Here is a 25,857-nt window from a genome sequence, read left to right as displayed (position 1 = left end):
AAAGCCCCTCTGCTGTATCATGAATAAAAAGGAGAGATCATCTATGTCTACCCCTCACATCAGCGCAGAAATGGGCGATTTCGCCAAGACAGTCCTTATGCCGGGTGACCCCCTGCGTGCCAAGTTCATTGCCGACACCTTTTTGCAGGATGTCCGGCAGGTGACCGGTGTGCGCGGGATGCTGGGCTTTACCGGCACCTACGAAGGCCGTCCCATCAGCGTGATGGGCAGCGGTATGGGAATGCCCTCCATCGGCATCTACTCCTACGAGCTGTTCAGCTTCTACGGCGTGGAGAACATTATCCGCATCGGCTCTGCCGGCAGCTATACCGAGAAGGCTAAGCTGTTCGACACCGTGTTGGCTACCGGCGCTGTGAGCGAGAGCAACTACGCCCGGGTGCAGAGCGGCTTTACCGGCAACATCACTCTGCCCAGCGCAGCTTTGAACGAAAAGCTGCGTGCCTCCGCTGCAAAGCAGGGCATTCCCCTGATCGAGGGCAACATCCACTCCTCGGATGTGTTCTACCGCCAGCCCTCGGACGCAAAGCCCACCTACTGGGAAAAGCTGCGGGACGAGGACGGCTGCCTGTGCGTGGAGATGGAAAGCTTTGCCCTGTTTGCCAACGCGCAGGTGCTGGGCAAGAACGCCGCCTGCCTGCTGACCATCTCGGACAGCTTTGTGGCTCCCGGCATCACCACCGCCGAGGAGCGCCAGAAGAGCTTTACCGATATGATGAAGGTCGCTCTGGGCGCAGAGTACTGATCGCATAAATTTTCCAGCGCGGCTGCTGCCCCAAGGCACAGCCGCGCTGTTTTTGCCCATAAAAGGAGGAAACAGCATGACAAAACTGACCATGGAAGAAAAGCAGCAGCTGATCCGCATGGCACTGGCCGCACGGGAAAAGGCCTATGCGCCTTACAGTGATTTTATGGTGGGCGCTGCACTGCGCGCTGCGGATGGCCGCATCTTTACCGGCTGCAACGTGGAGAACGCCGCCTTTACCCCCACCAGCTGCGCCGAGCGCACCGCCCTGTTCAAGGCGGTGGCAGAGGGCGTGACCGCGTTTACGGATATCGCCGTGGTGGGCAGCCGCCGGGGCGAAGTGAACCGGCAGATCACCTCGCCCTGCGGGGTGTGCCGTCAGGCATTGTTCGAGTTCGGCGGGCCGGAACTGAACGTCATTATGGCAAAGACCCCGGAGGATTTCATCGAGCGCAGCATGGACGAGCTGCTGCCCTTCGGCTTTGGCCCCTCCAACGTGGCGGGCAACAGCGCCGTGGAAGGAAAGTAACTGTCTTTCTGCGAAAAACAGCGCAAGCAGGGGAAATTTGGTGAATAAGCATTACTTTTTTATAAATTATACAAGGGATTTGTAAAGAATTTGTAATCGGAAATTGCTTGCATCTGTCACTTCCACCCGCTATACTTGAGCCAGTAAATGTGCCAGAGCGCACATTCCATTCATTTGACGCAATTTTTTAAAATAAAAGGAGAGTTTCTTATGAAGATTTCTCGTCGTAACTTTCTGGCTGTGGCCGGTGCTGCTGCCGCTGCCGCTGCTCTGACCGCCTGCGGCGGTTCTTCCGCTTCTTCTACCAGCACTGCTTCTTCCGCAGCTGCCAGCTCTGCCGCCGCTTCCGGCGCAGCAGACGGCGCTGAGAAGATCGCCAAGGTCGCTCTGACCTGCGATACTGGCACGATCGATGATGAGAGCTTCAACCAGGCTTGCTGGGCTGCTGTTTCCAGCTACATGGGCGACAACTGCCAGTACTACATCCCCGATTCTGATGCTTCCGATGAGGATCGCGAGACCATGATCCGTCAGGCTGTCAACGATGGCGCTGATGTTATCGTCTGCGTGGGCTACCTGTACGGTGCCTCTCTGGCATGGGCTGCTGAGCAGTACCCTGACGTCAAGCTCATCGCTATCGATGTGACCCAGGGCGATATCGGCACCGACAGCATCCCCGCCAACTGCTACTGCATCACCTTCAAGGAGGAGCAGGCAGGCTATCTGGCAGGCTACGCCGTTGTTAAGGACGGCTACACCAAGCTGGGCTTCCTGGGCGGCATGGCTGTGCCCGCCGTGATCCGTTACGGCTACGGCTATGTGCAGGGCGCTGACGCTGCTGCAAAGGAGCTGGGCACCAACATTGATATCAACTACTTCTACGGCGGCCAGTTCTACGGCGATGCCAACATCACCTCCCGTATGGAGGGCTGGTATGCCAACGGCACCCAGATCGTCTTTGCCTGCGGCGGCGGCATCTACACCTCTGCTGTTGAGGCTGCTCTGAAGAACAACGGCTACGTTGTGGGCGTTGACGTTGACCAGAACTACATCGGCGCGAACGGCGTGGAAAAGGACGGCTACGCTTACAACCCGTTCATCACCTCCGCTATGAAGGGCCTGTCTGAGTCTGTCAGCACCGCTCTGGGTGACATCGAGGCCGGCGAGTGGAGCAACATCGCTGCTACCAACGGCAACTTCGGTCTGGAGGACGGCGACTACATCGGCCTGCCCACTGCTGATGACAGCTGGAACTTCAAGACCTTCACCAAGGACGAGTACGAGGCTGTGAAGGACAAGATCGCTTCCGGCGAGATCGTTGTGGACAACAGCTCCGATGACGCTACCAAGCCCACCGTCAGCGAGTTCACCAAGGTCAACTACATCCAGTAATCGCTATCCCGGAATTACTCCCGTAATAGGGGCGGGGTGCTCATGCAGGGGCACCCCGTCCTTTTTGTATGTCTGTGTAAGAGAAACAGGGAGCAAATCATGCAGATCGTACAAAAGTAACACTTTTGCTTGTGCTTTTTGACAAAAAATCAAAAAGCCGTGTGCAAACCGCAAAAAATCAGGTATAATGGTTTGTAGTATAGAAAAGGTGTCGTTACGGCACGAAAGGAGAGTGAGCAGATTGGCAGAGGATTATGTGATCGAGATGCTCCACATTACCAAGGAATTCCCCGGTATCAAGGCAAACGATGATATCACCCTGCAACTGCGCAAGGGCGAGGTACACGCCCTTCTGGGCGAGAACGGCGCGGGCAAAAGTACGCTGATGAGCGTGCTGTTCGGCCTGTATCAGCCGGAACAGGGCAAGATCCTGAAAAACGGCAAGGAGGTTGCCATCCGCAACCCCAACGATGCCAACGCACTGGGCATCGGCATGGTACACCAGCACTTCAAGCTGGTGGAATGCTTCAGCGTGCTGGACAACATCATTCTGGGCGTGGAGCCCAACAAGATGGGCTTTTTGCAGAAGGCCGAGGCACGCAAAAAGGTGATGGCGCTGAGCGAAAAGTACGGCCTGCGGGTGGACCCGGACGCCCTGATCAGCGATATCTCGGTGGGTATGCAGCAGCGCGTGGAGATCCTGAAGATGCTGTACCGCGACAACGAGATCCTGATCTTTGACGAGCCCACCGCTGTGCTGACCCCGCAGGAGATCGACGAGCTGATGGAGATCATGCGCGGGTTCAAGAAGGAGGGCAAGTCCATCCTGTTCATCACCCATAAGCTCAACGAGATCATGGCTGTGGCCGACCGCTGCACCGTGCTGCGCAAGGGCAAGTATATGGGCACGGTGGATATCAAGGGTACCACCAAGGAAGAGCTTTCCCGCCGCATGGTGGGCCGTGACGTGCAGCTGCAGGTGGAAAAGCAGCCTGCACACCCCGGCGAGACCATGCTGGACGTGGAAAACGTTACCATTCACAACGACCAGCGCAAGAAGGACGTGGTGAAGGATGTGTCCTTCAAGGTGCACGCAGGCGAGATCGTCTGTCTGGCGGGCATCGAGGGCAACGGCCAGACCGAGTTCATCTACGGCCTGACCGGCCTGAGCAAGCTGTCTGGCGGCAAGCTGGTGTTGGACGGCAAGGATATCACCCACGAGAGCATCCGCCAGCGCTCCAAGGACGGCATGGGTCACATCCCGGAGGACCGCCACAAGCACGGTCTGGTGCTGGATTTCAGTCTGGAAAACAACATCGTGCTGCAGCGCTACTGGCAGCCGGAGTTCCAGAAGGGTGGCTTTATCCGTGCCGATAAGGTGCGCGAGTACTCCGACCGGCTGATCAAGCAGTACGACGTGCGCAGCGGTCAGGGCAGTGTGACCACCGTGCGCAGTATGTCCGGCGGCAACCAGCAGAAGGCCATCATTGCCCGCGAGATCGACCGCGACCCCAAGCTGCTGGTGGCAGTGCAGCCCACCCGTGGCCTGGATGTGGGTGCTATTGAGTACATCCACCGTCAGATCGTGGCCGAGCGCGACAGGGGCAAGGCCGTGCTGCTGGTCAGCTTGGAGCTGGACGAGGTGATGAACCTTTCTGACCGCATCCTTGTAATGTACGAGGGCGAGATCGTGGGTGAGTTTGACCCCAAGACCACCACCGTGCAGGAGCTGGGTCTGTATATGGCAGGCGCCCGCAAGCAGGGAAAGGAGGAGCAGTAACACATGAATAAGAAAAAACTTTCCCACAGCGGCAGCCTGCAAAGTTCTGTTACCAGCGTGCTGGCTGCACTGCTGTGCATCCTGATTGGTTTGCTGGTGGGCTTTCTGGTGCTGGTGGCCATCAACCCCGCACACGCATGGGGCGATGGTTTTGTGCGCATCATCAAGGGCGGCTTCCACGATGCCCCCTACGGCGTGGGCAAGGAACTGGCCAATGCCGCACCCCTGATCATGACCGGTCTGTCCGTGGCCTTTGCCTTCAAGACCGGCCTGTTCAACATCGGTGCAGCCGGTCAGTATACGCTGGGCGCTTACGGCGCGCTGTACTGCGCCATCATGCTCAAGCTGCCCTGGTTCGTCTGCCTGCTGGCAGCAGCCGTGCTGGGCGGCCTGTGGGGCGCGATCCCCGGTTTCTTCAAGGCCTACTTCAACATCAACGAGGTCATTACCTCCATCATGTTCAACTGGATCGGCCTGTATCTGGTAAATGAGCTTATTTACCAGAACGGCACCGGCCCCATGTACGACGTGCGAAACACCCGTACCTTGAACCTGAGCAAGAATGCCGATTTTGCCCAGTCCCTGATCCCGGACTTCGGCCTGAACAAGCTGTTCCAGACCAACAGCACCACCATTGCTATCTTCTTGGCGGCAGCGGTGGCCGTGCTGATCTGGGTGGTGCTGAACAAGACCACCTTCGGCTACGAGCTCAAGGCCGTTGGCCTGAACAAGAACGCCGCCCGCTATGCCGGTATCAACGAGAAGAAGAACATCATCCTCTCCATGGCCATTGCCGGTGCGCTGGCGGGCTTCGGCGCAGGCCTGTTCTTTCTGTCCAACGTGTCCCAGTGGAACCCGCTGAACTCCACCAGCCTGCCGGGCATGGGCTTCAACGGTATCTCGGTGGCACTGCTGGCAAGCTCCAACCCCATCGGTACCGTGTTCTCTGCGCTGTTCATCTCCCATATCTCGGTCGGCGGCTCCTTCCTGTCCACCAAATTTTACCCCACTGAGATCTCGGATCTGATCAGCGGCATCATCATCTACCTGTGCGCATTCTCCATGCTGTTCCGCGGCAAGATCCAGAGCCTGCTGTTCCGGAATGCCGAAAAGACCAACGTGAACGCAGAGCCTGCGCCTGCCGCAGAAAAGACCAAAAAGGAGGGCAAGTAATATGCTGCTTCTGATCAAATATACCCTGCTGTACGGTATCGTGCTGATGCTGGTGGCACTGGGCGGTATGTTCAGCGAACACTCCGGCATCATCAACATTGCGCTGGAGGGCATCATGGTCATCGGCGGTGTGGCCGGTGTGCTTACCCTGACTATGCTGCCTGAAAGCCTGTCGCCCTTCCTTGTGGTGCTGATCTCCATTCTGGTGGCGGCACTGGCGGGCGTGGTTTACAGTCTGCTTCTGGCCTTTGCCTCCATCAACCTGAAGGCAGACCAGACCATCGGCGGCACGGCACTGAACCTGCTGGCCACCGCCATTGCCGTGGTCATCTCCAAATACTTCAGCGAGAGCGGCAGCGCCAAGCTGAACTACTCCAACAAGCCCTTCCTGTTCAGCATCGGCGGGCTGGAGCTCAGCGTGTTCGTGCCGTTGGGGCTGATCTTGCTGGTGGTCAGCTACATCGTGCTGTATAAGACCCGCTTCGGCCTGCGTCTGCGTGCCTGCGGCGAGCACCCGCAGGCTGCGGACTCGGTGGGCATCAACGTCTACAAAATGCGTTACGCCGGTGTCATCCTTTCCGGTGCGCTGGGCGCCATCGGCGGTCTGGCCTATATCGTGCCCCCGGTGCAGACCTGGAACTTTGAAGTCGGCGTGGCCGGTGCAGGCTTTCTGGCATTGGCAGTTATGATCTTTGGCCAGTGGAAGCCTTTCCACATCTTTGGCGCGGCCATGTTCTTTGCCGTGTTCAAGAGCCTTGCCAACATCGCAGACTCCACCTTCCTTGCACAGCTGCACTGGTCCAGCAACATCTATAATATGATGCCCTTTGTGGCCTCCATGGTCATTCTGGCCTTCACCTCCAAGAACAGCATGGCACCCAAGGCCGAGGGTATCCCCTACGACAAGGGCTCCCGTTAAGCGCTTTTGCTAAAAATCCATAAAATTAGGGCATCCGCAGCCATCAACGTGCTGCGGATGCCTTTTTTGTACGGGAGATGGCACATTTTATCCATGTATTTGCCGGTAGAAAATGGCATTTTTGCTTGTAAAATACAACGAGATATGTTATCATTAAAGAACGAATGTGTATCTATAGGAACCCGGTGTACATTTCTTGCACTGCGGAAGAACAAGAAAGGTGAGTTTCTCTATTATGGACGAAAAAACAACTATGGGACAGTCGCTCCGGAACATGGAGGACGAAGAGACCATTGATCTGATGGAACTGGCGCGCCTGCTGTGGGCTCATGCTGTGCAGATCGTGGCAGCAGCTGTTGCGGCAGCGCTGATCTGCCTGCTGGTGTGTATGTTTGCACTTACACCCAAGTATCAGGCTTCCATCAACATGATCGTGAACACCCGGCAGGACACGACTACTACCTTCACCAGTGATAACTTCAACTCGGCTAAGAACCTGATCAGCACCTATGCGGTCATCATCAAGGGCAACACCGTGCTGAACGAGGTCATTGATGAGCTGGATCTGGACATGACCTACGCCGAGCTGTACGACATGGTGGATGTTGCCGATGTGGACGCTACCCAGATCATGAAGATCACGGTCACCGATACGGATGCAGAGCGCGCAGGCGAGATCGCCCAGACGATCTCCGAAATCGTGCCCGACGTGCTGGTGGAAAAGGTGGAAGCCGGTTCCTGCAAGACGGTGAGCGATGTGTCTATCAACCCCAACAAGGTGTTCCCCCAGACCAAGAAGTACGTTGTGCTGGCTGGTCTGCTGGGTGCTGTTCTGGTGTGCGGCGTGCTGGTGCTGGCACATCTGCTGCATGATACCATTGTGGATGACGAAGATATTCAGAAGAAGCTCGGCCTGCCCGTGCTGGGCCTGATCCCGGAGGTGTAAGACGATGTGGAATCTGTTTGGTAAAAAGAAAAAAGAAGGTGAGCACCGCACCCTGCAGCTGATCACCGATAAAAAGATGCCCTTTGGCTATGTGGAGGCTTACAAGTCTCTGCGCACCAATCTGGACTTTATGGCAGGCTCCATGGACGTGCACACGCTGGTCATCACCAGTACCGTGCCGGAGGAATCCAAGAGCAATGTGGCAATCAATCTGGCGCTGACGCTGGCCGAAAGCGGCAAAAAGGTGGCGCTGGTGGATTGCGACCTGCGCAAGCCGGTGCTGCACCGCTATCTGAAGGCTGGTCACAATGTAAAGGGCGTTTCCAACGTGCTGTCCAACCAGTGCACGCTGGACGAGGCTTTGCAGGAGCTGAAGGAAATGAACATGACCTTCCTGCCCGCAGGCACCCCGCCGCCGAACCCCTCCGAGATGCTGAGCCAGCCGCAGATGCAGGCTATGGTGGATACTCTGCGCCAGAAGTTCGATTTTGTCATTATTGATGCACCCCCGGTGTCGGTGGTCACCGATGCAGCCGTCATCGGCCGCTATGTGGATGGTGCCATCTTTGTAGTGCGCTCCGACTACGCCCCCACCGATGCGGTGCGCGGCGCAGTGAAAAAGCTGCAGGATGCCGGTGTCCGGGTGCTGGGCAGCGTGCTGACCCGATACGACATGAAGAAGGCACTCAAGGGCTCCAGCTACGCATACAGCTATGCTTACAACTACAACTATGCCTACGGCAAGCAGGATGCCACTGCCGGTAAATAATAAGGAAGCATTGTTATGACCGATCTGCATTGTCACATTCTGCCCGGCATGGATGACGGCGCAAAGGATACGGCAGTCTCGCTGGAGCTGCTGCGCAGGGAATATGAGGATGGTGTGCGCAACATCGCGTTCACCAGCCACTTCAACAGCGAACGCACCACGGTAGAAGCCTTTACGGAAAAGCGGCAGACTGCCTTTGAACAGCTGACCGCCGCACTGGAAGGGCAGCCCATGCAGTTCGACTTCAAGCTGGGTGCAGAGGTGTTCTTTTCTCCCGGTCTGTGCGAGCTGGACACCCGGGCGCTGTGCATGGGAGATACCGCCTATCTGCTGCTGGAGTTTCCCACCACCCACAAGCCGCATTTTATTCGGCAGACCCTGTACAATTTGCAGCAGCAGGGCATCGTGCCGTTGATCGCGCATATCGAGCGCTACCCCTATGTGCTGGAGGATCCCACCCTGCTGTACGACTGGGTAGCCGCCGGTGCCTATGCGCAGATCAACGTGGGCGCCCTGCTGGAACCCAAGCTCTGCAAAAAGCTGTGCAAGTTCATCCAGTGGGGACTAGTTCATGTCATCTCCACCGATACCCATTCCCCGGACAAGCGCCCGCCACACATGGCACAGGGCGTGCAGCAGCTGGAAAAGCTGCTGGGTAAGGAAACTGCCGCCCGCATCGTGCACAACGGCGATGAGCTGTTCCACGATCAGGAGCTGGACGCTGTGACCCTGCATCAGCCCAAAAAGTTTTTGGGCAGGTGGGTCTGATCCTAAAGTAAGGAGAAAACTGCCCGGGCGGAGGTGTACTCTGCCCGGGCAGCGGATTTTGGTATGAAGAAAAATAAGGTCCTGAAAATCGTATTGATCGTGCTGGGTGCGCTGGTGGTTCTGCTGGCAGCAGCAGTCCTTGGGGTGCTGTTCTATCTCCACAGTATGGCAGCCGGTCTGCCGGAAACCCTGCCGGATGCTCCGGCAGACAGTACACAGCTCACCTTGACGGATGATGATCTGGATAAGCTGCTCAGCGGCGAGATCACGCTGGAAGAACTGACCGACGAAGCCGCTGCGTCCAACAGTGGGGAACAAGAAGCATCAGCCAGTGCTCCGCAGGAGGGAGCAGGTTCGGTGTCCGCCCCGGCAGGTTCTTCTGCTTCTTCGGGGAGCGCTGCCTCCCGGACGGAGAGCGGCAGTACCGCTTCCTCCGGCAAGCAGGAGACTGCCGGTACAGCCAATTCCGGTACAGAAAAACCGGCGTCCTCTTCCAGTAAACAGGAAGCCGCTTATGAAAAAGAGGTCAAGGCGTTGCTGCAGCAGCTGTACAGCGTTAAGGCGCGCGCCGAGGCAGAACTGAACAGCTGCATTGCCGGAGCAAAAGCAGAGTTCAAGTCGCTGCCGGAGTCTCAGCAAACACAGGCACGCAAAGTCTCCATCGTACTGGCAAGAAGCGGCAGACTGTATGCGATGCAGGCGTCCTACGATAAGGAAGTGGCGAGCATCGTCAGCCAGATGCGCGCCATTCTGACCGCCAACGGCCAGAGCACCGCATTGGCAGATCAGGCGATGGCCTCCTATAAAGCACAGAAGAGCGCCATGTACTCCCAGCTGACCGCAAAACTGTACTCCTGACCCGCAAAACGACCCATGACCACCCGCAGCACATCTCCCGGGCACCGACCGTGCCGGAGAAGGGGCTGCGGGTGGCTTTGTTTTGCCGTTTTTGCTGCAATATGGAGAAAAATACTAACGGTATGGATGGATGGTTCCGGGGCAGAGACACTGCTTTTTGCACCGACAGGGGAGGGCAGATTGTACGCACCAACGGAACAATCAACCCAAAAGCCGAAGAAGTAGCACTTTTACCTACAAATATACAGAAAATTTGTATAAAGTATAATATTTCGCTCATGCTTTGCTGAAATGAAGTGAATTTTTTTCATGTAAATTGACAAAATCCGTGGTTATCCTTATAATATATAGAGTGTTTCTCGGGTATGGACGATGGTGTTTATGCGACCGCAAGATGCCATCGTTTTATTATTCGCTTTTTCTGTCCGTGTGCCGAGGACAGACGTCCGCTATGTGTGAGGCTGGCGGACTGCGGGAAAGTATGGCTCGGCCTGAGAGCAAAAATAGTAATTCATTGATAGGATTGGAGTGGCATCAAACGATGGCAAAGTACATCATCAAGCGTGTCGCAATGGGTATCTTCAGTATCTTCATTGTGGCCACGGTTACCTTTTTTGTCATGAACCTGGTCCCCGGTGGCCCGTTCGTGGCAGAAAAGTCCATCAGTGCCGCTGCTCAGCAGGCTCTGGCCGAAAAGTATGGCCTGGATAAGCCGCTGGGTGTGCAGTACGTCAACTACATGGAGAGCCTTCTGCACGGCGATCTGGGTCTGAGCCTGCGTCAGCGCGGCCGTACCGTGAACCAGATTATCGCCAGCAAGCTGCCGGTGTCCTGCCGTCTGGCAGGCATTGCAGTGGTTGTGGCTCTGTGCGTGGGCATCCCGCTGGGCTGCATTTCCGCTTACAACCGCGGCAAGTGGCTGGATAACGTTATTATCGTGTTTGCTACCTGTGGCATCGCGATCCCCAGCTTTATTTCCAGCGTGCTGCTATTGTACCAGTTTGGTATGAAAATGAAGGTGCTGCCCACCGTTGGTCTGAACAGCGCAGCCGCCTATATCATGCCGGTCACTGCACTGGCCATCTATCCCTCGGCTTATATCACCCGTCTGATGCGCTCCAGCCTGCTGGACGTCATGGGTCAGGACTATATGCGCACTGCCCGCGCAAAGGGCGTGTCCCAGTTCATGATCCTGTTCAAGCACGCACTGCGCAACGCCATCCTGCCTGTTATCACCTACGTCGGCCCCATGCTGGCCAGCCTGATGACCGGTTCTTTTGTGGTGGAAAAGATCTTCTCCGTGCCCGGTCTGGGCCGCGACTTCGTGTCTGCTATCACCAACCGTGACTACACCATGATCATGGGCACCACCATCCTGCTGTCCAGCATGGTCATCATTGCAAACGTGATCGTGGATATCCTTTATAAGATCATCGACCCGCGCATCAAACTGCAGTAAGAGAAAGGAGCGATTTTCATGGAAAACATTAAAAAGAATCCGCTCAGCCTGCAGCTCAACGCGGAGGATTTTCTGCCCGCCAGCAATGAGGAAAAGCAGAGCCTGGTGGTCATGCGCGAAAGCGTCAACTTCTGGAAGGACGGTATCCGCCGCCTGAAGAAGAACAAGATCGCCATGGTCAGCTTTGTGTTCATCATTGCCATTGCCATCTTTGCCTACCTGCTGCCCGCCGTCTGGCCTTACAGCTATTCCGAGCAGATGAAGGGCAGCAACAACCTGAAGCCCTTTGAGTACTCTGCTTCCGAGCAGGCGCGTATCGACGCAGGCGAAAAGGTGTTCCCGCACATTCTGGGCACCGACCGTATGGGTCGTGACTTCGCTGTGCGTATCATGATGGGCACCCGCGTCAGCCTGTCCGTCGGTCTGATCGCTTCTGTGCTGGTGCTGATCATCGGCGCTACCTATGGTGCGGTTGCAGCCTTTGCCGGCGGCTGGGTGGACAATATCATGATGCGTATCACCGATATTCTGTACACCATCCCGGACATTCTGCTGATCATCCTGCTGGGCATGGCCCTGAAGGACCCGCTGGACAAGCTGTCCACCCAGCCCGGCTTCAAGTGGATGCAGACCCTTGGCCCCAACATGATCTCCATCTTCATCATCTTTGCTCTGCTGTACTGGGTCGGCATGGCGCGTATCGTCCGCAGCCAGATCCTGATCCTGAAGGAGAGCGAGTACGTTACCGCTGCCCGCGCACTGGGCGCTTCCAGCGGCCGTATCATCAAAAAGCATCTGCTCACCAACTGCATCGGTACCCTGATCGTTACCACCACCCTGCAGATCCCGGCTTCCATCTTTACCGAGAGCTACCTGAGCTTCATCGGTCTGGGTGTCGCAGCCCCGCTGCCTTCTCTGGGTTCTCTGGCTACCGATGCCGTCAAGGGCATGAACACCTACCCCCATCTGCTGATCGCCCCTGCACTGATGATCAGCGTGATGATCCTTGTGTTCAACCTGTTCGGCGATGGCCTGCGCGATGCCTTTGACCCGAAGCTGAAGAATTGATGAGGTGAACAGAAATGAGCGAGAAAATTCTTGATATCAAAGATGAACGCCTTTCTTTCTTCACCCCTGCGGGCGAAGTAAAGGCACTGAATGGCGTTTCCTTTACCATGAATCAGGGCGATGTTCTGGGCGTTGTGGGTGAGTCCGGCTCCGGTAAGTCGGTCACCGCCTACTCTGTTATGGGTCTGACCGCTTACCCCGGCAAGCTGGTGGGCGGCAAGGTGTGGTTCAACGGCCACGAGATCGAGAACATGAAGGAGAAGGACTTCCGCAAGATCCGCGGCAACGAGGTCTCCATCATCTTCCAGGACCCCATGACCAGCCTGAACCCCGTGTACACCATCGGCAACCAGATCGTGGAGGTCATCCGCCTGCACACCGATAAAAACAAGGCCGATGCATGGGCACGCGCCAAGGAGCTGCTGGAGCTGGTTGGCATCAATGAGCCTGAGAAGCGTTTGAAGCAGTACCCCCACGAGCTGTCCGGCGGTATGCGCCAGCGCGTGATGATCGCCATTGCACTGGCCTGTGAGCCCAAGCTGCTGATTGCTGACGAACCCACCACCGCTCTGGACGTGACCATTCAGGCACAGATCCTTGAGCTGATGCAGGATCTGCGCAAGAAGCTGGGCATGAGCATCATCATGATCACCCACGATCTGGGTGTTGTGGCTTCCATGTGCGAGAAGATCGCCGTCATGTACGCCGGCCACATTGTGGAGTACGGCACCACTGACGAGATCTTCTATCAGCCGGGTCACGAGTATACCAAGGGTCTGATCAACTCCATCCCCAAGCTGAACACCGCAGAGCATGAGCGCCTTGTGCCCATCGAGGGTACCCCTGTGGACCTGCTGAATCCGCCGGCCGGCTGCCCCTTTGCGCCCCGCTGCAAGAACTGCATGAAGATCTGTCTGAGTAAAATGCCCCCGCGCACCGAGCTCAGCGATACCCATTATACCTACTGCTGGCTGCAGCAGAAGGCTGCATTTGAGAAAGGGGAAAAGGCAGAATGAGTGAACACAAGACGCTGGTTGAAGTCCAGCACCTGCAGCAGTATTTCCCCGCCGGCGGTGTGGGCAAGAACCGCAAGTACGTTCAGGCTGTGGATGACGTAAGCTTTGCCATCCGCAAGGGCGAGACCCTTGGTCTGGTGGGCGAGTCCGGCTGTGGCAAGACCACCACCGGCCGCACCCTGCTGCGCCTGTACGAGCCCACCGGCGGCAAGATCTACTACGACGGCAACCTGCTGTTCGATAAGGACAACAAGATCGCAGTGGATATGCTGCCCTACCGCCGCCGGATGCAGATCGTTTTTCAGGATCCCTACGCAAGTCTGGACCCCCGCATGACCATTGGCGACATCGTGGGCGAGGGCATCGATATCCATCATCTGGCCGAGAACGAAAAGGACCGCCACGATAAGATCATCGCCCTGCTGGAGCGCGTTGGCCTGAACAGCGAGCACGCAAACCGCTATTGCCACGAGTTCTCCGGCGGTCAGCGTCAGCGCGTGGGCATTGCCCGTGCACTGGCCGTGAACCCCGAGTTCATCGTTTGTGACGAGCCTGTCTCTGCACTGGACGTTTCCATTCAGGCACAGGTCGTCAATATGTTCGAGGATCTGCAGCAGGAGATGGGTCTGACCTACCTGTTCATCGCCCATGACCTGAGCGTTGTCAAGCACATCTCCAACCGCATCGGCGTGATGTATCTGGGCAAGATGGTGGAGCTGGCCGACAGCTACGAGCTGATCACCCACAGCATCCACCCCTACACCCGCAGCCTGATCTCTGCAATTCCGGTGGCAGATCCCATTACGGCCCGCCAGTCCAAGCGTATCGTGCTGCAGGGCGATGTGCCCAGCCCCCTGAACCCGCCGTCCGGCTGCCGTTTCCGCACCCGCTGCCCCTATGCAGACGAGCAGTGCGCCAACGAGGTGCCCGAGTTCAAGGAAGTCTCCACTGGCCACTGGGCAGCCTGCCATCACCTTGACCGCGTGAAGTGAGAACACTTCACACCAGTAAAAGGTGAAAGCAATTCAACTTAGCGCTGAAATGTTGTCACAAAATGGTTACAGTCCAAGTTTTGGACTTGTAACCGGCATGAGAACGCATTATAATCATTCGTGTTCCTCCGGTGTACAAATTATTTGCACCGGATCGAATATAGAGGCGGCTGGGGGAACCTGGCACACTCAAATTTGATATAAGGGAAGGATATTATTATGAAACGCATTTCTCGTCGTAATTTCCTCAAGGTTGCAGGCGTGGGTGCCGCTGCTCTGGGTCTGGCAGCCTGTGGCGGCAGCAAGTCCGGTTCTACCGCAACCTCCGGTTCTGCTTCTTCCGCTGCTGGTTCTTCTACCGGCAGTGTCAACACCGCTGGCTTCACCGTCCAGTACGGCCCCAACCCCGAGACTCTGGATCCCTCTTTGAACAGCGCTGTTGATGGCGCCAACACCATCATCACCATCTTCGAGCCCCTGCTGATCATCAACGAGAACAACGAAGTTATTGGTGGCCAGGCTGAGAGCTGGGAAGAAAGCGAGGACGGCCTGACCTGGACCTTCACCATGCGTGACGGTCTGAAGTGGAGCGACGGCACCGACCTGACCGCTAAGGACTTCGAGTACAGCTTCAAGCGTATGGCTAACCCCGACACCGCTGCTCCCTATGCAGAGACCTGCCTGGGCATGATCGACGGCTTTAAGGCTGCTCAGGCCGGCGATACCGACGCTCTGAACGTCAAGGCAAGCGACGACGGCAAGACCCTGACCATCGTGCTGTCCTACCCCTGCTCCTACTTCGACAAGATGGCTGCATTCGCATCCATGAGCCCTGTGCAGCAGGCTACCGTTGAGGCCAACGGCGATGCATGGTGCACCTCCGCTGAGACCTTCGTCTCCAACGGCCCCTACATGATCACCGAGTGGACCCCCTCCGAGCGTATCGTTCTGTCCAAGAACCCCAACTACGTTGGCGGCTGGGATAGCTCTAAGATCGTTTCCGACAGCATCACCCTGCTGCTGCTGGAGGACTCTTCCGCTTCCTTCGCTGCTTATAACAGCGGCGAGGCTGTCCTGATCAAGGACGTGCCCACCGACGAGATCCCCAGCCTGACCAAGGCAGAGGATGGCGGCGACTTCTATGTTGACCCCATTCTGGGCACCTACTACGTCAGCATGAACCTGCAGCGCGATGCCTTCAAGGATGCCAAGGTCCGCAAGGCTCTGGCTCTGGCTATCGACCGCGACTACGTTGCCAACACCATCATGCAGGGCACCTACTCTGCTGCTTCCAACCTGGTCGGCCCTAGCATCGTGGACGCGCAGGGCTACTTCTACGATAACGCGAACGGCGGTTCTCCCTACATTGCTGATGACTACGAGGCAAATATGGCCGAGGCTAAGAAGCTGCTGGAAGAGGCTGGCTATCCCAATGGCGAGGGCTACCCCACCATCGAGTACAGCACCAACGATTCCGGCTACCATGTGCCTCTGGCAGAGTACCTGCAGCAGGTCTGGGGTGATCTGGGCATTACCCTGACCATCAGCAAGATGGAGTGGTCTGCCTTCACCGCTGCTCGCCGTGCCGGCGAGTACGATGTTGCCCGTAATGGCTGGGTCATGGACTACAACGATCCTTCCAACATGGTCGAGCTGTTCTGCACCGGCAACGGCAACAACGATGGTAAGTACTCCAATGCTGACTTCGATGCTGCTGTTGAGGCCTCCAAGGTTGCTGATGTCGCCGAGCACTTTGCACAGCTGCACAAGGCTGAGGACATCCTGATGGAGGATATGGGCTGCATCCCCGTTGCTTACTACAACGAGTTCTGGCTGCAGAGCTCTTCTCTGAAGGGCGTCTGGCACAGCCCCTACGGCTACTGGTACTTCCAGTACGGCTACATCGAGGAGTGATTTCCTCCCTGTGCTGTGCAGCGTAAGCTGAACCGTAAACTATAAGCACTAAGCACCCCGCTGACCGGAAACGGTTGGCGGGGTGCTTTTTTGCTGTTGTTTTGTAAAAAAAGACAAGTGCTCGGTTTCGCCGATGCACTCGTCTTTTATATGTAAACCAGATTGAAAAGGTACCAGCTTACACCGCAGCCATGGCGGCCAGAACGCTCTGCCAGCTCTTGCTGCGTGCGGCAGGCACCGGGACAGGGCGGGTGCGCCGTGCAGCAGGGGCACTATGACCGGTTGCAGCGGATACCGTCAGGGCAGGGGAGGGGCAAAAGAACACAGCAGTGTCCTTTGTCAGCCACTGCGCAGCCAGTGCGGCGGCCTGCGGGTCAGATTGCAGGGCACGGCGCTCGTTCCCAGCCAGAAAATCAGCCAGCCAGTACAAAATTGCGGCCAGCGGCAGGCAGGGGGATGTGTCCTGATTCCAGTAACTCCAGCGTGCGCCGCAGCCAAGGTGACTTTCCACCGTGATCTGTGCACCGGTGCGGGCATTCTGCGGGATGGAGCCAACATAGTTGGTCCCGGCGCGCTGCCCCAGCTCCTCAATAAGGCGCTGGGTGCGGGCAGCATCCAGCCGATCCTCCCGACAGTAGGCGCGGAAGTCGGTCTGGCTCAGCAGGCTGTCGGCACTGGACGGAAAACGCCCGGTCAACTGCCCATCCGCATTGTGGCACAGCTGCCAGCCCTTGCGGAACAGCTGGAAATTCAGGCAGCGCCGCCCCATGGTGGAGTAGCACACAAGGGCGCTCTGCTCCCCGGGCAGCTGTTTTACTTCAAGATAGGCATCGTTGCCGCAGATGTCCTGCAAACGGACGGTAAGCAGCAACTGTGCACCGGCGTGCTGGGTGGACATGGCGTTGTGCATTGCGTCAAAATAGCGGGAAGCGTCCATGATTGATCTCCTTCCTATAGCAATTCAACTTTTTAATGCAGCAGCAACAACGTTGAATTGCATATCGCAAATATGCTGTTTGAATGTTGCACTAACTTCTTGCCTTGCAATAAAAGCAAACAGCGAAACGTTGTAAAAGCGCCAGTCGGGTGATCGGGCCGACAGGCTGTATAAAACTTCTCTGAACGTAGTATAGCATACTTTTGAATAAAAAACAACTGTAAGTTTTTTAAAACGACAAATTTTTGCAAAAACTTGTAGCGCAGAGCGAACAAAGGTTCAAAGTATGGTTGTGCTTTGCAATAAACAGTTGTAAAAACGACCCCTGCGGGAAATGCCGACTAAGGCCGGTACTGCTCCCACAGGGGTCGTTTTATTTTACTTCAATCGCCAAGTTCCCGGATCTCGTTCTGAATCAGCCGTCCGGCAGCGCGGGCAAGCTGATCCATGCCGCGGATACGTGCCATATTTTTGCCGTAGATCTGCGCGGCGGCACCGGCGCTGCTGTCCTCGCCCATAAAAACAGCAGACACCCGCACGCCTTGCCGCTGCAAGGTGCGCACCTGCGCGGCGGTATCGGCCACACCGGCGGCGTCCTCGTAGGCGCAGCCAAGCGGGTTCTGCGCCGTGGGCGGGATGCGGCGGCTGTCGTTTGGGCTGGCATCGGTCAGCAGGATCATCAGGTGGCGCGGGGCGGGGCCGGGGGCATACCGGATCAGATCACCCGCTGCCCGCAGTGCCAGACCGTCCCGGTTCCAGCCCGAGGCGAAGTAACGGAAGATATTCTGCCGGTTTTTGTCTGCAAAGCCTTTCAGCACCCGCAGCACCGTGTAGCCACGCAGGCTGCTGAAGGCGCTTACCCGCACCGGAATGCCGCAGTTGGCCAAGCTTTCGGCCAGAATGGCACCCTGCGCCGCGATCACCTCCTGACAGTGCAGGCGGGAGGCGGAAGCGTCCAGCAGCAGATCCACCGTAAAGGCAGGGCAGTTTTCCTCCTCCGGGCACAAAAACACCCGGTCGTCGTTCAGGTAAGGGGCGCGCCACACCCGCCCGGCGCACAGATCACCGCTGCGTGCCACCCGCTGGTCTGGCTGCTGATGCACCAGAATGCAGTTGCGGATCTGCTCGGTAAGGCGCAGCACCACGCTGCGATGCAGCTCCTGATTTTTTGCATAGTAGGCGCGGTTGCGTTCGGCCTGCAATTCGGCCTGCTGTGCCAGTTGCCGCGCTTCCGGGGTGGGCGCCTGCGCCGGGCTGGGCACACCGGCGCTGAACCACAAATGACAGCCCAGATGCACCCCGGTACACAGTTCCTGCTCGGCCTTGCGCAGCTGCTCCGGCGGGTAGAAGCAGCGCCCGAAGCAGCTTTCAATGTAGGCGCGATCCTGCGCGGCGCGTTGCTTCAGGGTAATGTTTGCCCGGCGCTTGTCCACCGCCAGTCCGCTGCCTGGGGCATCCACCGCGCCGGAATGCTCCACCGTCACCCGGTCGGTCTTGATCATCTGGGTGGGCATGGTTTTGGTGGCAAGCTTTGCCCAAAAGCCTTGCAGCCGCAGATGCAGCGCGGGCTTCTGGCGTACCTCGCCGTCAAACAGGGCAAATTTTGCAAACAGCGCCAGCAGGTCGCTTTTGAGCTGTGCTGGTTCCGGTACGGTCTCCGGTTCCAGCGCGGCGGCAAGGCTGCTCTCGTAGGGGGTCATGACCGGGGCGGTGCGTCCCAGAACCTTACGCCAGCGCGCAGCCTGCATGGTGTACACCAGCTGGTTTTTCGCCATCCACTCCTGCCGCGAAAGCTTGTACTGGATGGCAAAAAAGTAGTCCGCGTGGGCAAACCGCAGCGCTTCCAGCACCGGGCGGCGGGGCAGCTCCAGCCGATAGGCGGCGTTTTCTAAGTACAGCCACGCCATGTCGTCCAGCATGGGCTGGCGCACATCGCCCTCCCAAGCAGAAAAAATGTCCCGGATCAGCGCGTCACCGTAGTATTTGTGCACCAGCCCTACGATGCAGTTCATGTAAAAATCAATGGTGCCGTCCGTGTTGCGGGCCAGAAACAGCGGCTCAAAGCCGTAGGCTCCGGCAGCGGCCCAGACCTGATTGGCCGCGCGCCGCTCCTGCGCGGTGTAGCTTTGGGCGTCCATCAGGCAAACAGCTTTCCGGCATCCAGTTTGGCCGGGATGCGCGCGGCGATCACGTCCCGAATCAGTCCTTGCTCGTAGGAGTCAAAGGCTTTGTTGGTGATGCCCATATCCAGCGCCGCCCCGGCCGGGATGCCCCGCCGAATCAGCCGCAGCGCGTCCAGCATACCGCGCAGATCCAGCGCCTTGGTAGAAATTTCTGCACTGTCGCATTTTTTCTGCAGGTCCAGAAACAGCAGCGCAAACTGATGCACATATTTTGCGGTAAGATCCGGGAACTGCGCCCGCAGCAGCTTTTCCAGATTATCCTGCGTGATGGTGGGCATCTGCACCACCGCAAAGCGAGAGGTCAGCGCCTCGTTCAGCTCTCGGGTGCCCGCGTAGCCGTAGTTCATGGTGGCAATAAAGCGGGTCTCCTCAGCCAGCGGGATGCGGTCGTAACCGGGTACGTCGATGGCGCGGCGGAAGTCCAGCACCGCGTGCAGCACCGCCAGCGCCTCGTTTTTTGCCATGTTGATCTCGTCCAGCACGCCAAAGCCGCCGCACTGTGCGCAGCGGTACACCGGCCCGGGACGGAACACTACCTGCCCGCCCGCAAAAGTATCCATGCCGATCAGGGAGGCGGCATCCATGTTTACATGAAAGGAGATGTCCCACGCGGGGCGGCCAAAGGCGGCGGCAAGGTTTTCGGCCAGCACGTTTTTGCCGGTGGCCTTACCGCCGGCCAGCAGCAGGTTTTCGCCGCAGAGGATGGCCGCCAGCGCCTGCTCCCACACCTCTTTGCCGTAGTAGGTAAAGGCAGGTGCGGGGATGCGCGGGCGCAGCGTCTCGCTGAGCGTATGGGCGGCGCGGTATTCCTGCACCGCCGCAAGCAGGGCGGGGTCCACCCCTTCCTGCCGTAAGGTATCCAGAATATCCGACATTTGTACAAACACCTCGATCTTGTGACCAGGCGGGAATGAACTGCCCGGTTTTCAGCCTTATCATAGCACAATCGCGGGCATTTGTGTAGGGGGCGTGGGGGGTAAAAAGGGCAATATGACCAAAGGATTTTTCTGTTTTGACAGAAAGCAGACGAATGGATTGTTTACTACATAAGAGTGTGTTACAATTGATAAAATAATGTCAATTGGTGGTGACTGTAAATGGAAAGCGAAAATGTGGTACTGTGCCCGGTGCATAAAAAAATTCTGCGATTGGAAATAAGAAAACTTGAAATAGTGGGAAGTGAACGTGATGTAGTTACGGGGCATTGCCCAATATGTAAGAAGGTTTACACAGGAACTCTTCTGAAAAAATGTTCAAAGTTTATGCTGGATGGAACGCTGTACAGTTCTATTTTAGATATGGATACATTTCAGAATGAAGAGGGAAAAGATGCGTTGAAACTTAAAATTCAACAGCAAAATGATAGATATGAACAAGAAAAAAACGATGAAATAAGAAAAAAAGAACTAGAAAATCAAAGAAAAGAAAGAGAACAACAAGAGGTTAGGAGAAAAAAACAGGAAGAAGAACAAAAGAAACGGGAAAAAGAAAAGCAACGAGAAGCAAAACTTGCGAAAAAAGAAGAAAAGCTTAACGCTGTGATGCCGAAAACAATATATGTACTACGGGACCTGGATTATAAAGAGTGCCCAGTATGTAATAGGAAAATAGCATTTAACCCAGTATCGTTGACACTGCAGAGTAGAAAAGGAAAACTGAAAGATGCTACGATTATGGGATATTCTTGTACGAGATGTCACGCTGTTTTTGTTCCGCAAAAACTTGCTGAAAAGGAGTTTCTGGAACAATATATAGAATATTTGAATTTGGATTATCTTGAAACCAAACTACAAGAAATAGGAAGAAAAGAAGCGAAAGCACAAAAAGACTGCGAGAAATATAAGGCGAAATTTCCGTTTTTAGAGAGCCGTAAAGTTGAGGTCAATGTTGAAAGGCCTGCACGGAAGAGGTGCCCGAAACATAAAAATAACATGAAACTGATGGGATGGCTACTAACAGGAAAGAAAACAGAGCAGGAGCAACTATTATATGGATACTATTGCATAAAGTGTAATACTATATATATTTCAGAAGATGAAATAGAAAAAGCAAGTACAATAATAAACAACTGTGGAACCAAAAAAGACACGCTCGAAATTTTACCGGCTGAATTAAAAGATAAAAAGTTGAATCCTGTTGAGATTGTTTTTTCTGGAAGCAAAGGAATAAAATATAGTTCCTTACATATAAAAACTGAAAAAAAGAATAAGCCAAAGTGGGATGATGTGACGTTTAAACAAGTTGCATATCAAAAATACGAAAAGGAAATTGCAGAGATTGCGGCAACAGTTGCTGACGAGGACAGGCTTATTCGGATATTGACAACTGTAAATGAGAATGATAAACGAAAATGTGTGCCAGAAGATATGCTGATTCATGAATCAGTATCAACCGGTCGTGAACTCCTTGGACGCATTGCGCACGACCAGTTAGGCGAGTTTACATCTAAATATGGCATAATCAAAATCCATAACTATAAGGTGTGGCCCGGGCAGGAGCATCATCTGGATGGATTTACTAGATTTTGCGACCCGGAGAATATTCAGAATATCACGATTATGAGCCAGAATAATATTTCCCGGGATTCGGATGAATACGAGATGGTCACGGCACTGGTGTACTGTGCAAATCGGGAAGAACCGGTTTATATCGACGTGTACTACTCTAAACGGCAGAATAAATATTTCATCAATGAGGAAAGCTATCGGCAGTACAGGTTGCGGTACGGTCTGCCGTATGTGCATCTTGTGGCAGACGAGTATGACGGTGATATGGACTACGGAAATCTGCGGAAAAACTCAGAGTTGAACCTGTACGGTTATACGGTAGCAAAAACAGCAGACATGACCACAGGTGAGCGTCAGCGGCTGCTGCAGCAATTGATGGACAATGGCCTGATGTCTAAGCACCAGATCGTGAATCATTTGGAGTGGCTAATCCATCGCCAGTCGGGGCGTATCAAAATGGAGGACGCCTGCGATTGCTGGAGAGAGGATCTGCGTTTTGTGAATAGCTATCGGCTCAATGCACAGCGGAAGATACAGGGAAGATTTGTATACGGAAAGACTGTGCTGCGATAAGCAAACTGCAGAATAACACAAAGAGGGGCAACCCCAAATGGGGCTGCCCCTCTTCACATGAAAAAGAAGAAAAGAAGAAACGCTTAGAGTATGCCGGAGAACTGTGCTTTATCAGGCGTTCTCCAGACCTGCCATCTGCTTGACAGCCTTCATGGCGTAGGTCAGGGTACGACCCATAGCCACACCGGCCATCAGGCAGGGGTAGTTGTTGGCAAAGAAGCTGCCGGACATATCGCCGGTGATGTACAGACCCTCCATGGGCTGGTTGTTGGTGTCCAGAGCCTGACCCTTTTCGTTGATGGCGATGCCCTGCTCGGTGGTCAGCAGAGAAGCACCCAGCCAGCAGCCGTAGAAGGGCGCGGTGCGGATGGCGCTCAGGCGGTAAGCGGGCTTGCCGAAGTCCTCGTCGTTCTGCTTATCGTACAGCTCATTGTAGCGCTCCACGGTAGCAAGGAAGGCATCCTTGGCAGCGCCGGTAAAGCCCATCTTGTCGGCCAGCTCGTCCAGCGTATCGCACTTGAACAGTGCACCGGCCTCGATAGCCTCGTCCATCTTGCCCTGAATGTACTTCTCGCCGCCGTTACGGGTCTGGGCAGAGCAGCCGATGGTGTGGAAACGCTTTGCATCTTCCAGAATGTTAGCATCGCAGATCTGTGCGTAAACGCGGCCCGGCTGGTGAGCAGCGGCGTAGACGATATCGTTGTAGGGGCAGCTCTCGTTGGCAAAACGTTCGCCGTTGCGGTTCACCTTCAGGAAGGGCTGGGTACCGGGGTTGTACTGGCGGATCTTACCGGGGAAAGCCTTGCCGCCAAAGGCGGAGTCGCTGTCCACATAACCGGCATCCACACCGGGGGCAACGATACCGCGGTCAAACAGCATGGGAGCGGCTTCCTTGTCCAGATTAGCACCTGCCCACACTGCTGCACGGATGCCGTAGCCCTTGTCGGCAGGGGAGTAGGAGCAGGCGGTGGTCACGCTGGTGCCCAGCGGATCCAGCTGCTCCATCATATAGGGGTTGCCGGGGAAGCCGCCGCAGGCCAGAAGCACGCCCTGATTGGCGTTGTAACGGATGAAGTGGTCATCCTCGGTGCTCTGGGCGATGATGCCGGTAATGCGGCCATCGCTGTTCTTTTCCAGCTTTGCCAGACTGGTCTTGAAGTCCACATCGTAGCCCAGCTCCTGAATGTACTGCAGCAGCAGCTCATTGCGGGGTGTGCCGGAAGCACTCTCGCTGGCCATGTAGTTGTGCTCCTGCACAGGGTAGAGGTAGTCGGTGTTGTGCTCGGCATTCTCTGCGGGCCATGCAGCCTCGCTGCCGGAGGTGAAATCGCACACCCAGCCGTACTTATCCTCTAGAATGCTGCGCATGAAGTCGTGCATAGCGGCAGACTCGTTGATCCAGGTTTTGACCACGCGCTGGTCGCACTTGCCGGAGGCGTAGCGGGAGATCTCGCTCAGCAGCTTTGCCTTATCGGTGGCGGGTTCGCCAGCCTCCTTAGCGGCAGCAGAATCAACAGCTCCGTACCAGTGACGGGTGTCCTGCACGTTGGCGTTCTGCTCGATAACACGGAAGTTCAGACCGTTGGCAGCAGCATAGGCGGCGGCAAACATACCGCCGTTGCCAGCGCCCACGATCAGGATATCGGTGTCCACGGTCTCGGTGATGGCAGCCTCGTCGATGTCAGGCTCTTTGCCCAGCCAGTCGTTCTCATCGCCGGTGGGCAGCTGCACGCTGGAGACCACGGCCTCGCCCTTTGCCTGTGCGTAGCAGCTCTTGGCAGCCTTCATCACGGCGTCGGAGGTGATGGTAGAACCGGAAACACCGTCGATCTCGGCAGAACCGGCAGCCAGCAGCTGCTCGCGTAGCTCGTCGGCAGCGGCAGCGCCGAAGGAAGCGGTCTCGCCGGAGGTATCCACCACCACGTCGGTGACAGCGCTGTCGGAGAAGGTCATAGTGACCTTGACGGTAGAGGAAATGCCCTCGGCAGTGCCCTCGTAGGTGCCGGGGATGTACTGGCCGGCAGCACCGGAAGTGGAAGCGGAAGCAGAACCGGAGGCGGCATTGCAGGCAGCCAGAGCACCGGCGGTCACACCGCTCATGGCGGCGGCAGCGGCAATTTTGATAAAGCCCTTACGGGAGATCTTGTTCATAGGTACGCTCTCTTTCTTTTTGCTCTTCTTTGTGTTCCTTCTTATCGTGCAGCAAAGTAAAAGGCACTTTGCCGAATCCTTAACAATTGTAGCGTAGAAGGGTGCTGTTTACAATTCATATTGTTTATATTATAATTTAGGCTAACCTAATGTATTGCAGGGGGAGAAAAACATGAACGAGAGCGCACTGGAAGGCTTTGTAAAGATCGTGGAGCTGAACAGCTTTTCTGCGGCGGCAGAGGCGCTGTATCTTTCACAGTCGGCACTTTCGCAGCAGATCCGCACGCTGGAAGGGCAATTGCAGTTTGAATTGTTCCAGCATGTGCCGCGCCGGGTGGTGCTGACCCCGTCGGGGCAGGATTTTTACCCCAAGGCAAAGCAGCTGATAGCCCTGTATCAGCAGGCAGTGTGCCATGCCCGAGCGGTGCAGCAGCAGGAAAAACCGCCGGAAAGACATCTGATCATCGCAGGGTGTCATGAGGCAATGCGGATGTTCGTGTATGACGTGTTTTCCCTGACAAGCGAGCTGTGTCTGCAATACACGCCTATTCTGGGACAGTGCGCCAACCGCAGCGAGGTCTGGCGCAGCCTGAAAAAAGGGGAGATGGATCTTTCCTTCCAGCTGGAAAGTGCAGAGTTCTACGCGCAGGGGCTTACCTTTGTGCCGCTGTTCTATATGCCAGAACTTTGCATCCCCATCCACCCGCCCGCTGATATGCCGGTGGGCAGACTGACCTTGGAACAGGCATTGCAATACCGCTGGCTGCCCATCAAGGAGATGTACCAGACTGTCTACGAAACAAGCCTGCTGCAGGAGGGAATGGATCGAGGGGTGGAGTTTACGCCGGTGGGCGGTATCCGCAGTGCAGCCTACGGTGACCCGGCACTCAAGATGGTCCCGGCGGTCTATTACCGCAGGCCGGACCTCAGTTTTGTGCGGGTACTGGACTGGGGCAGGGGACACCGGTTTGGCATCGTGCTGGGGCAAAAGCGCGAGGACCCGGTGGTAATGGCTTATGTCCGCGCGTTGCAGCGGCAGCTGCCGTCCCTTGCGGAAAAGCTGTTTGGCCTGAAGCTGGAACCGGTGGCGGAATAAAAAAGCAAGAGCACCTGCTGTCCTCAAAAAAGGAAGGCAACAGGTGCTCTTTTGCAGTTATAGT

Annotated in this window: 21 protein-coding genes; 17 read left to right on the top strand and 4 right to left on the bottom strand. The window is 56.1% G+C overall.

The features are described from left to right. Positions 1–43 precede the first annotated feature (43 nt). From deoD to WMO44_RS05120, 15 genes are all read left to right on the top strand, one after another. Complete coding sequence (gene deoD / locus WMO44_RS05190; RefSeq protein ID WP_044960247.1) at positions 44–763, top strand: purine-nucleoside phosphorylase; 720 nt, start codon at positions 44–46, stop codon at positions 761–763. A gap of 76 nt (positions 764–839) precedes the next feature. Beyond that, positions 840–1,292, top strand: a complete 453-nt coding sequence (gene cdd, locus WMO44_RS05185) for a cytidine deaminase (protein ID WP_015537831.1) — start codon at positions 840–842, stop codon at positions 1,290–1,292. 210 nt (positions 1,293–1,502) lie between these two features. Then, positions 1,503–2,684 (top strand): BMP family lipoprotein, encoded by a 1,182-nt coding sequence (locus WMO44_RS05180; protein WP_249254159.1) that lies wholly within the window; start codon positions 1,503–1,505, stop codon positions 2,682–2,684. Positions 2,685–2,949: 265 nt separating this feature from the next. Further along, positions 2,950–4,464 carry an ABC transporter ATP-binding protein gene (locus tag WMO44_RS05175; RefSeq protein ID WP_349151977.1) on the top strand — a complete coding sequence of 505 codons (1,515 nt, stop codon included), beginning with the start codon at positions 2,950–2,952 and terminating at the stop codon, positions 4,462–4,464. Between the two features lie 3 nt (positions 4,465–4,467). Next, a complete protein-coding gene (locus WMO44_RS05170; protein ID WP_055184922.1) occupies positions 4,468–5,637 on the top strand; it encodes an ABC transporter permease in 1,170 nt (389 codons plus the stop codon). Between the two features lies 1 nt (position 5,638). Continuing rightward, on the top strand, positions 5,639–6,556 hold the full coding sequence (locus WMO44_RS05165; protein ID WP_055184924.1) for an ABC transporter permease: 918 nt from the start codon (positions 5,639–5,641) through the stop codon (positions 6,554–6,556). 235 nt (positions 6,557–6,791) lie between these two features. Then, on the top strand, positions 6,792–7,502 hold the full coding sequence (locus tag WMO44_RS05160; protein WP_349151963.1) for a YveK family protein: 711 nt from the start codon (positions 6,792–6,794) through the stop codon (positions 7,500–7,502). A 4-nt stretch (positions 7,503–7,506) separates the two neighbouring features. Next, a complete protein-coding gene (locus WMO44_RS05155) occupies positions 7,507–8,271 on the top strand; it encodes a CpsD/CapB family tyrosine-protein kinase (RefSeq protein ID WP_349151962.1) in 765 nt (254 codons plus the stop codon). Between the two features lie 15 nt (positions 8,272–8,286). Then, positions 8,287–9,039, top strand: coding sequence for a tyrosine-protein phosphatase (locus WMO44_RS05150; protein ID WP_349151961.1), 753 nt, complete (start codon positions 8,287–8,289; stop codon positions 9,037–9,039). 63 nt (positions 9,040–9,102) lie between these two features. Beyond that, complete coding sequence (locus WMO44_RS05145; protein ID WP_349151960.1) at positions 9,103–9,897, top strand: hypothetical protein; 795 nt, start codon at positions 9,103–9,105, stop codon at positions 9,895–9,897. A gap of 541 nt (positions 9,898–10,438) precedes the next feature. Continuing rightward, a complete protein-coding gene (locus WMO44_RS05140) occupies positions 10,439–11,356 on the top strand; it encodes an ABC transporter permease (protein ID WP_055184934.1) in 918 nt (305 codons plus the stop codon). Between the two features lie 18 nt (positions 11,357–11,374). Then, complete coding sequence (locus WMO44_RS05135; protein WP_005923262.1) at positions 11,375–12,424, top strand: ABC transporter permease; 1,050 nt, start codon at positions 11,375–11,377, stop codon at positions 12,422–12,424. Between the two features lie 14 nt (positions 12,425–12,438). Further along, entirely contained in the window at positions 12,439–13,440 is a 1,002-nt protein-coding gene (locus WMO44_RS05130; protein ID WP_097785899.1) for an ABC transporter ATP-binding protein, read from the top strand. After that, positions 13,437–14,432 (top strand): ABC transporter ATP-binding protein, encoded by a 996-nt coding sequence (locus tag WMO44_RS05125; protein WP_005923266.1) that lies wholly within the window; start codon positions 13,437–13,439, stop codon positions 14,430–14,432. Before WMO44_RS05130 ends, WMO44_RS05125 begins: the two co-directional genes overlap by 4 nt. A gap of 219 nt (positions 14,433–14,651) precedes the next feature. After that, entirely contained in the window at positions 14,652–16,346 is a 1,695-nt protein-coding gene (locus WMO44_RS05120; protein WP_349151959.1) for a peptide ABC transporter substrate-binding protein, read from the top strand. A 178-nt stretch (positions 16,347–16,524) separates the two neighbouring features. On the opposite strand, the gene WMO44_RS05115 is transcribed toward WMO44_RS05120, so the two are convergent. From WMO44_RS05115 to WMO44_RS05105, 3 genes are all read right to left on the bottom strand, one after another. Beyond that, positions 16,525–17,283, bottom strand: coding sequence for a hypothetical protein (locus WMO44_RS05115; RefSeq protein WP_349151958.1), 759 nt, complete (start codon positions 17,281–17,283; stop codon positions 16,525–16,527). Positions 17,284–17,666: 383 nt separating this feature from the next. Beyond that, entirely contained in the window at positions 17,667–19,421 is a 1,755-nt protein-coding gene (locus WMO44_RS05110; RefSeq protein ID WP_349151957.1) for a vWA domain-containing protein, read from the bottom strand. Beyond that, positions 19,421–20,341 (bottom strand): AAA family ATPase, encoded by a 921-nt coding sequence (locus tag WMO44_RS05105; RefSeq protein WP_349151956.1) that lies wholly within the window; start codon positions 20,339–20,341, stop codon positions 19,421–19,423. Before WMO44_RS05105 ends, WMO44_RS05110 begins: the two co-directional genes overlap by 1 nt. 222 nt (positions 20,342–20,563) lie before the next feature. Between WMO44_RS05105 and WMO44_RS05100 the strand changes: the two genes are divergently transcribed. Next, positions 20,564–22,546: a hypothetical protein gene (locus WMO44_RS05100; RefSeq protein WP_349151955.1), complete on the top strand. Its 1,983-nt coding sequence runs from the start codon at positions 20,564–20,566 to the stop codon at positions 22,544–22,546. A gap of 111 nt (positions 22,547–22,657) precedes the next feature. On the opposite strand, the gene WMO44_RS05095 is transcribed toward WMO44_RS05100, so the two are convergent. Next, positions 22,658–24,697: an FAD-binding protein gene (locus tag WMO44_RS05095; protein ID WP_349151954.1), complete on the bottom strand. Its 2,040-nt coding sequence runs from the start codon at positions 24,695–24,697 to the stop codon at positions 22,658–22,660. Between the two features lie 172 nt (positions 24,698–24,869). Between WMO44_RS05095 and WMO44_RS05090 the strand changes: the two genes are divergently transcribed. Next, on the top strand, positions 24,870–25,793 hold the full coding sequence (locus WMO44_RS05090) for a LysR family transcriptional regulator (protein WP_349151953.1): 924 nt from the start codon (positions 24,870–24,872) through the stop codon (positions 25,791–25,793). Positions 25,794–25,857 lie beyond the last annotated feature (64 nt).

Source organism: Faecalibacterium tardum, assembly GCF_040096515.1.
Taxonomy (GTDB): Bacteria; Bacillota; Clostridia; order Oscillospirales; family Ruminococcaceae; genus Faecalibacterium; species Faecalibacterium tardum.
Note: the sequence above shows the minus strand (reverse complement) of the source record. Positions and strands in the feature narration are given on the sequence as shown.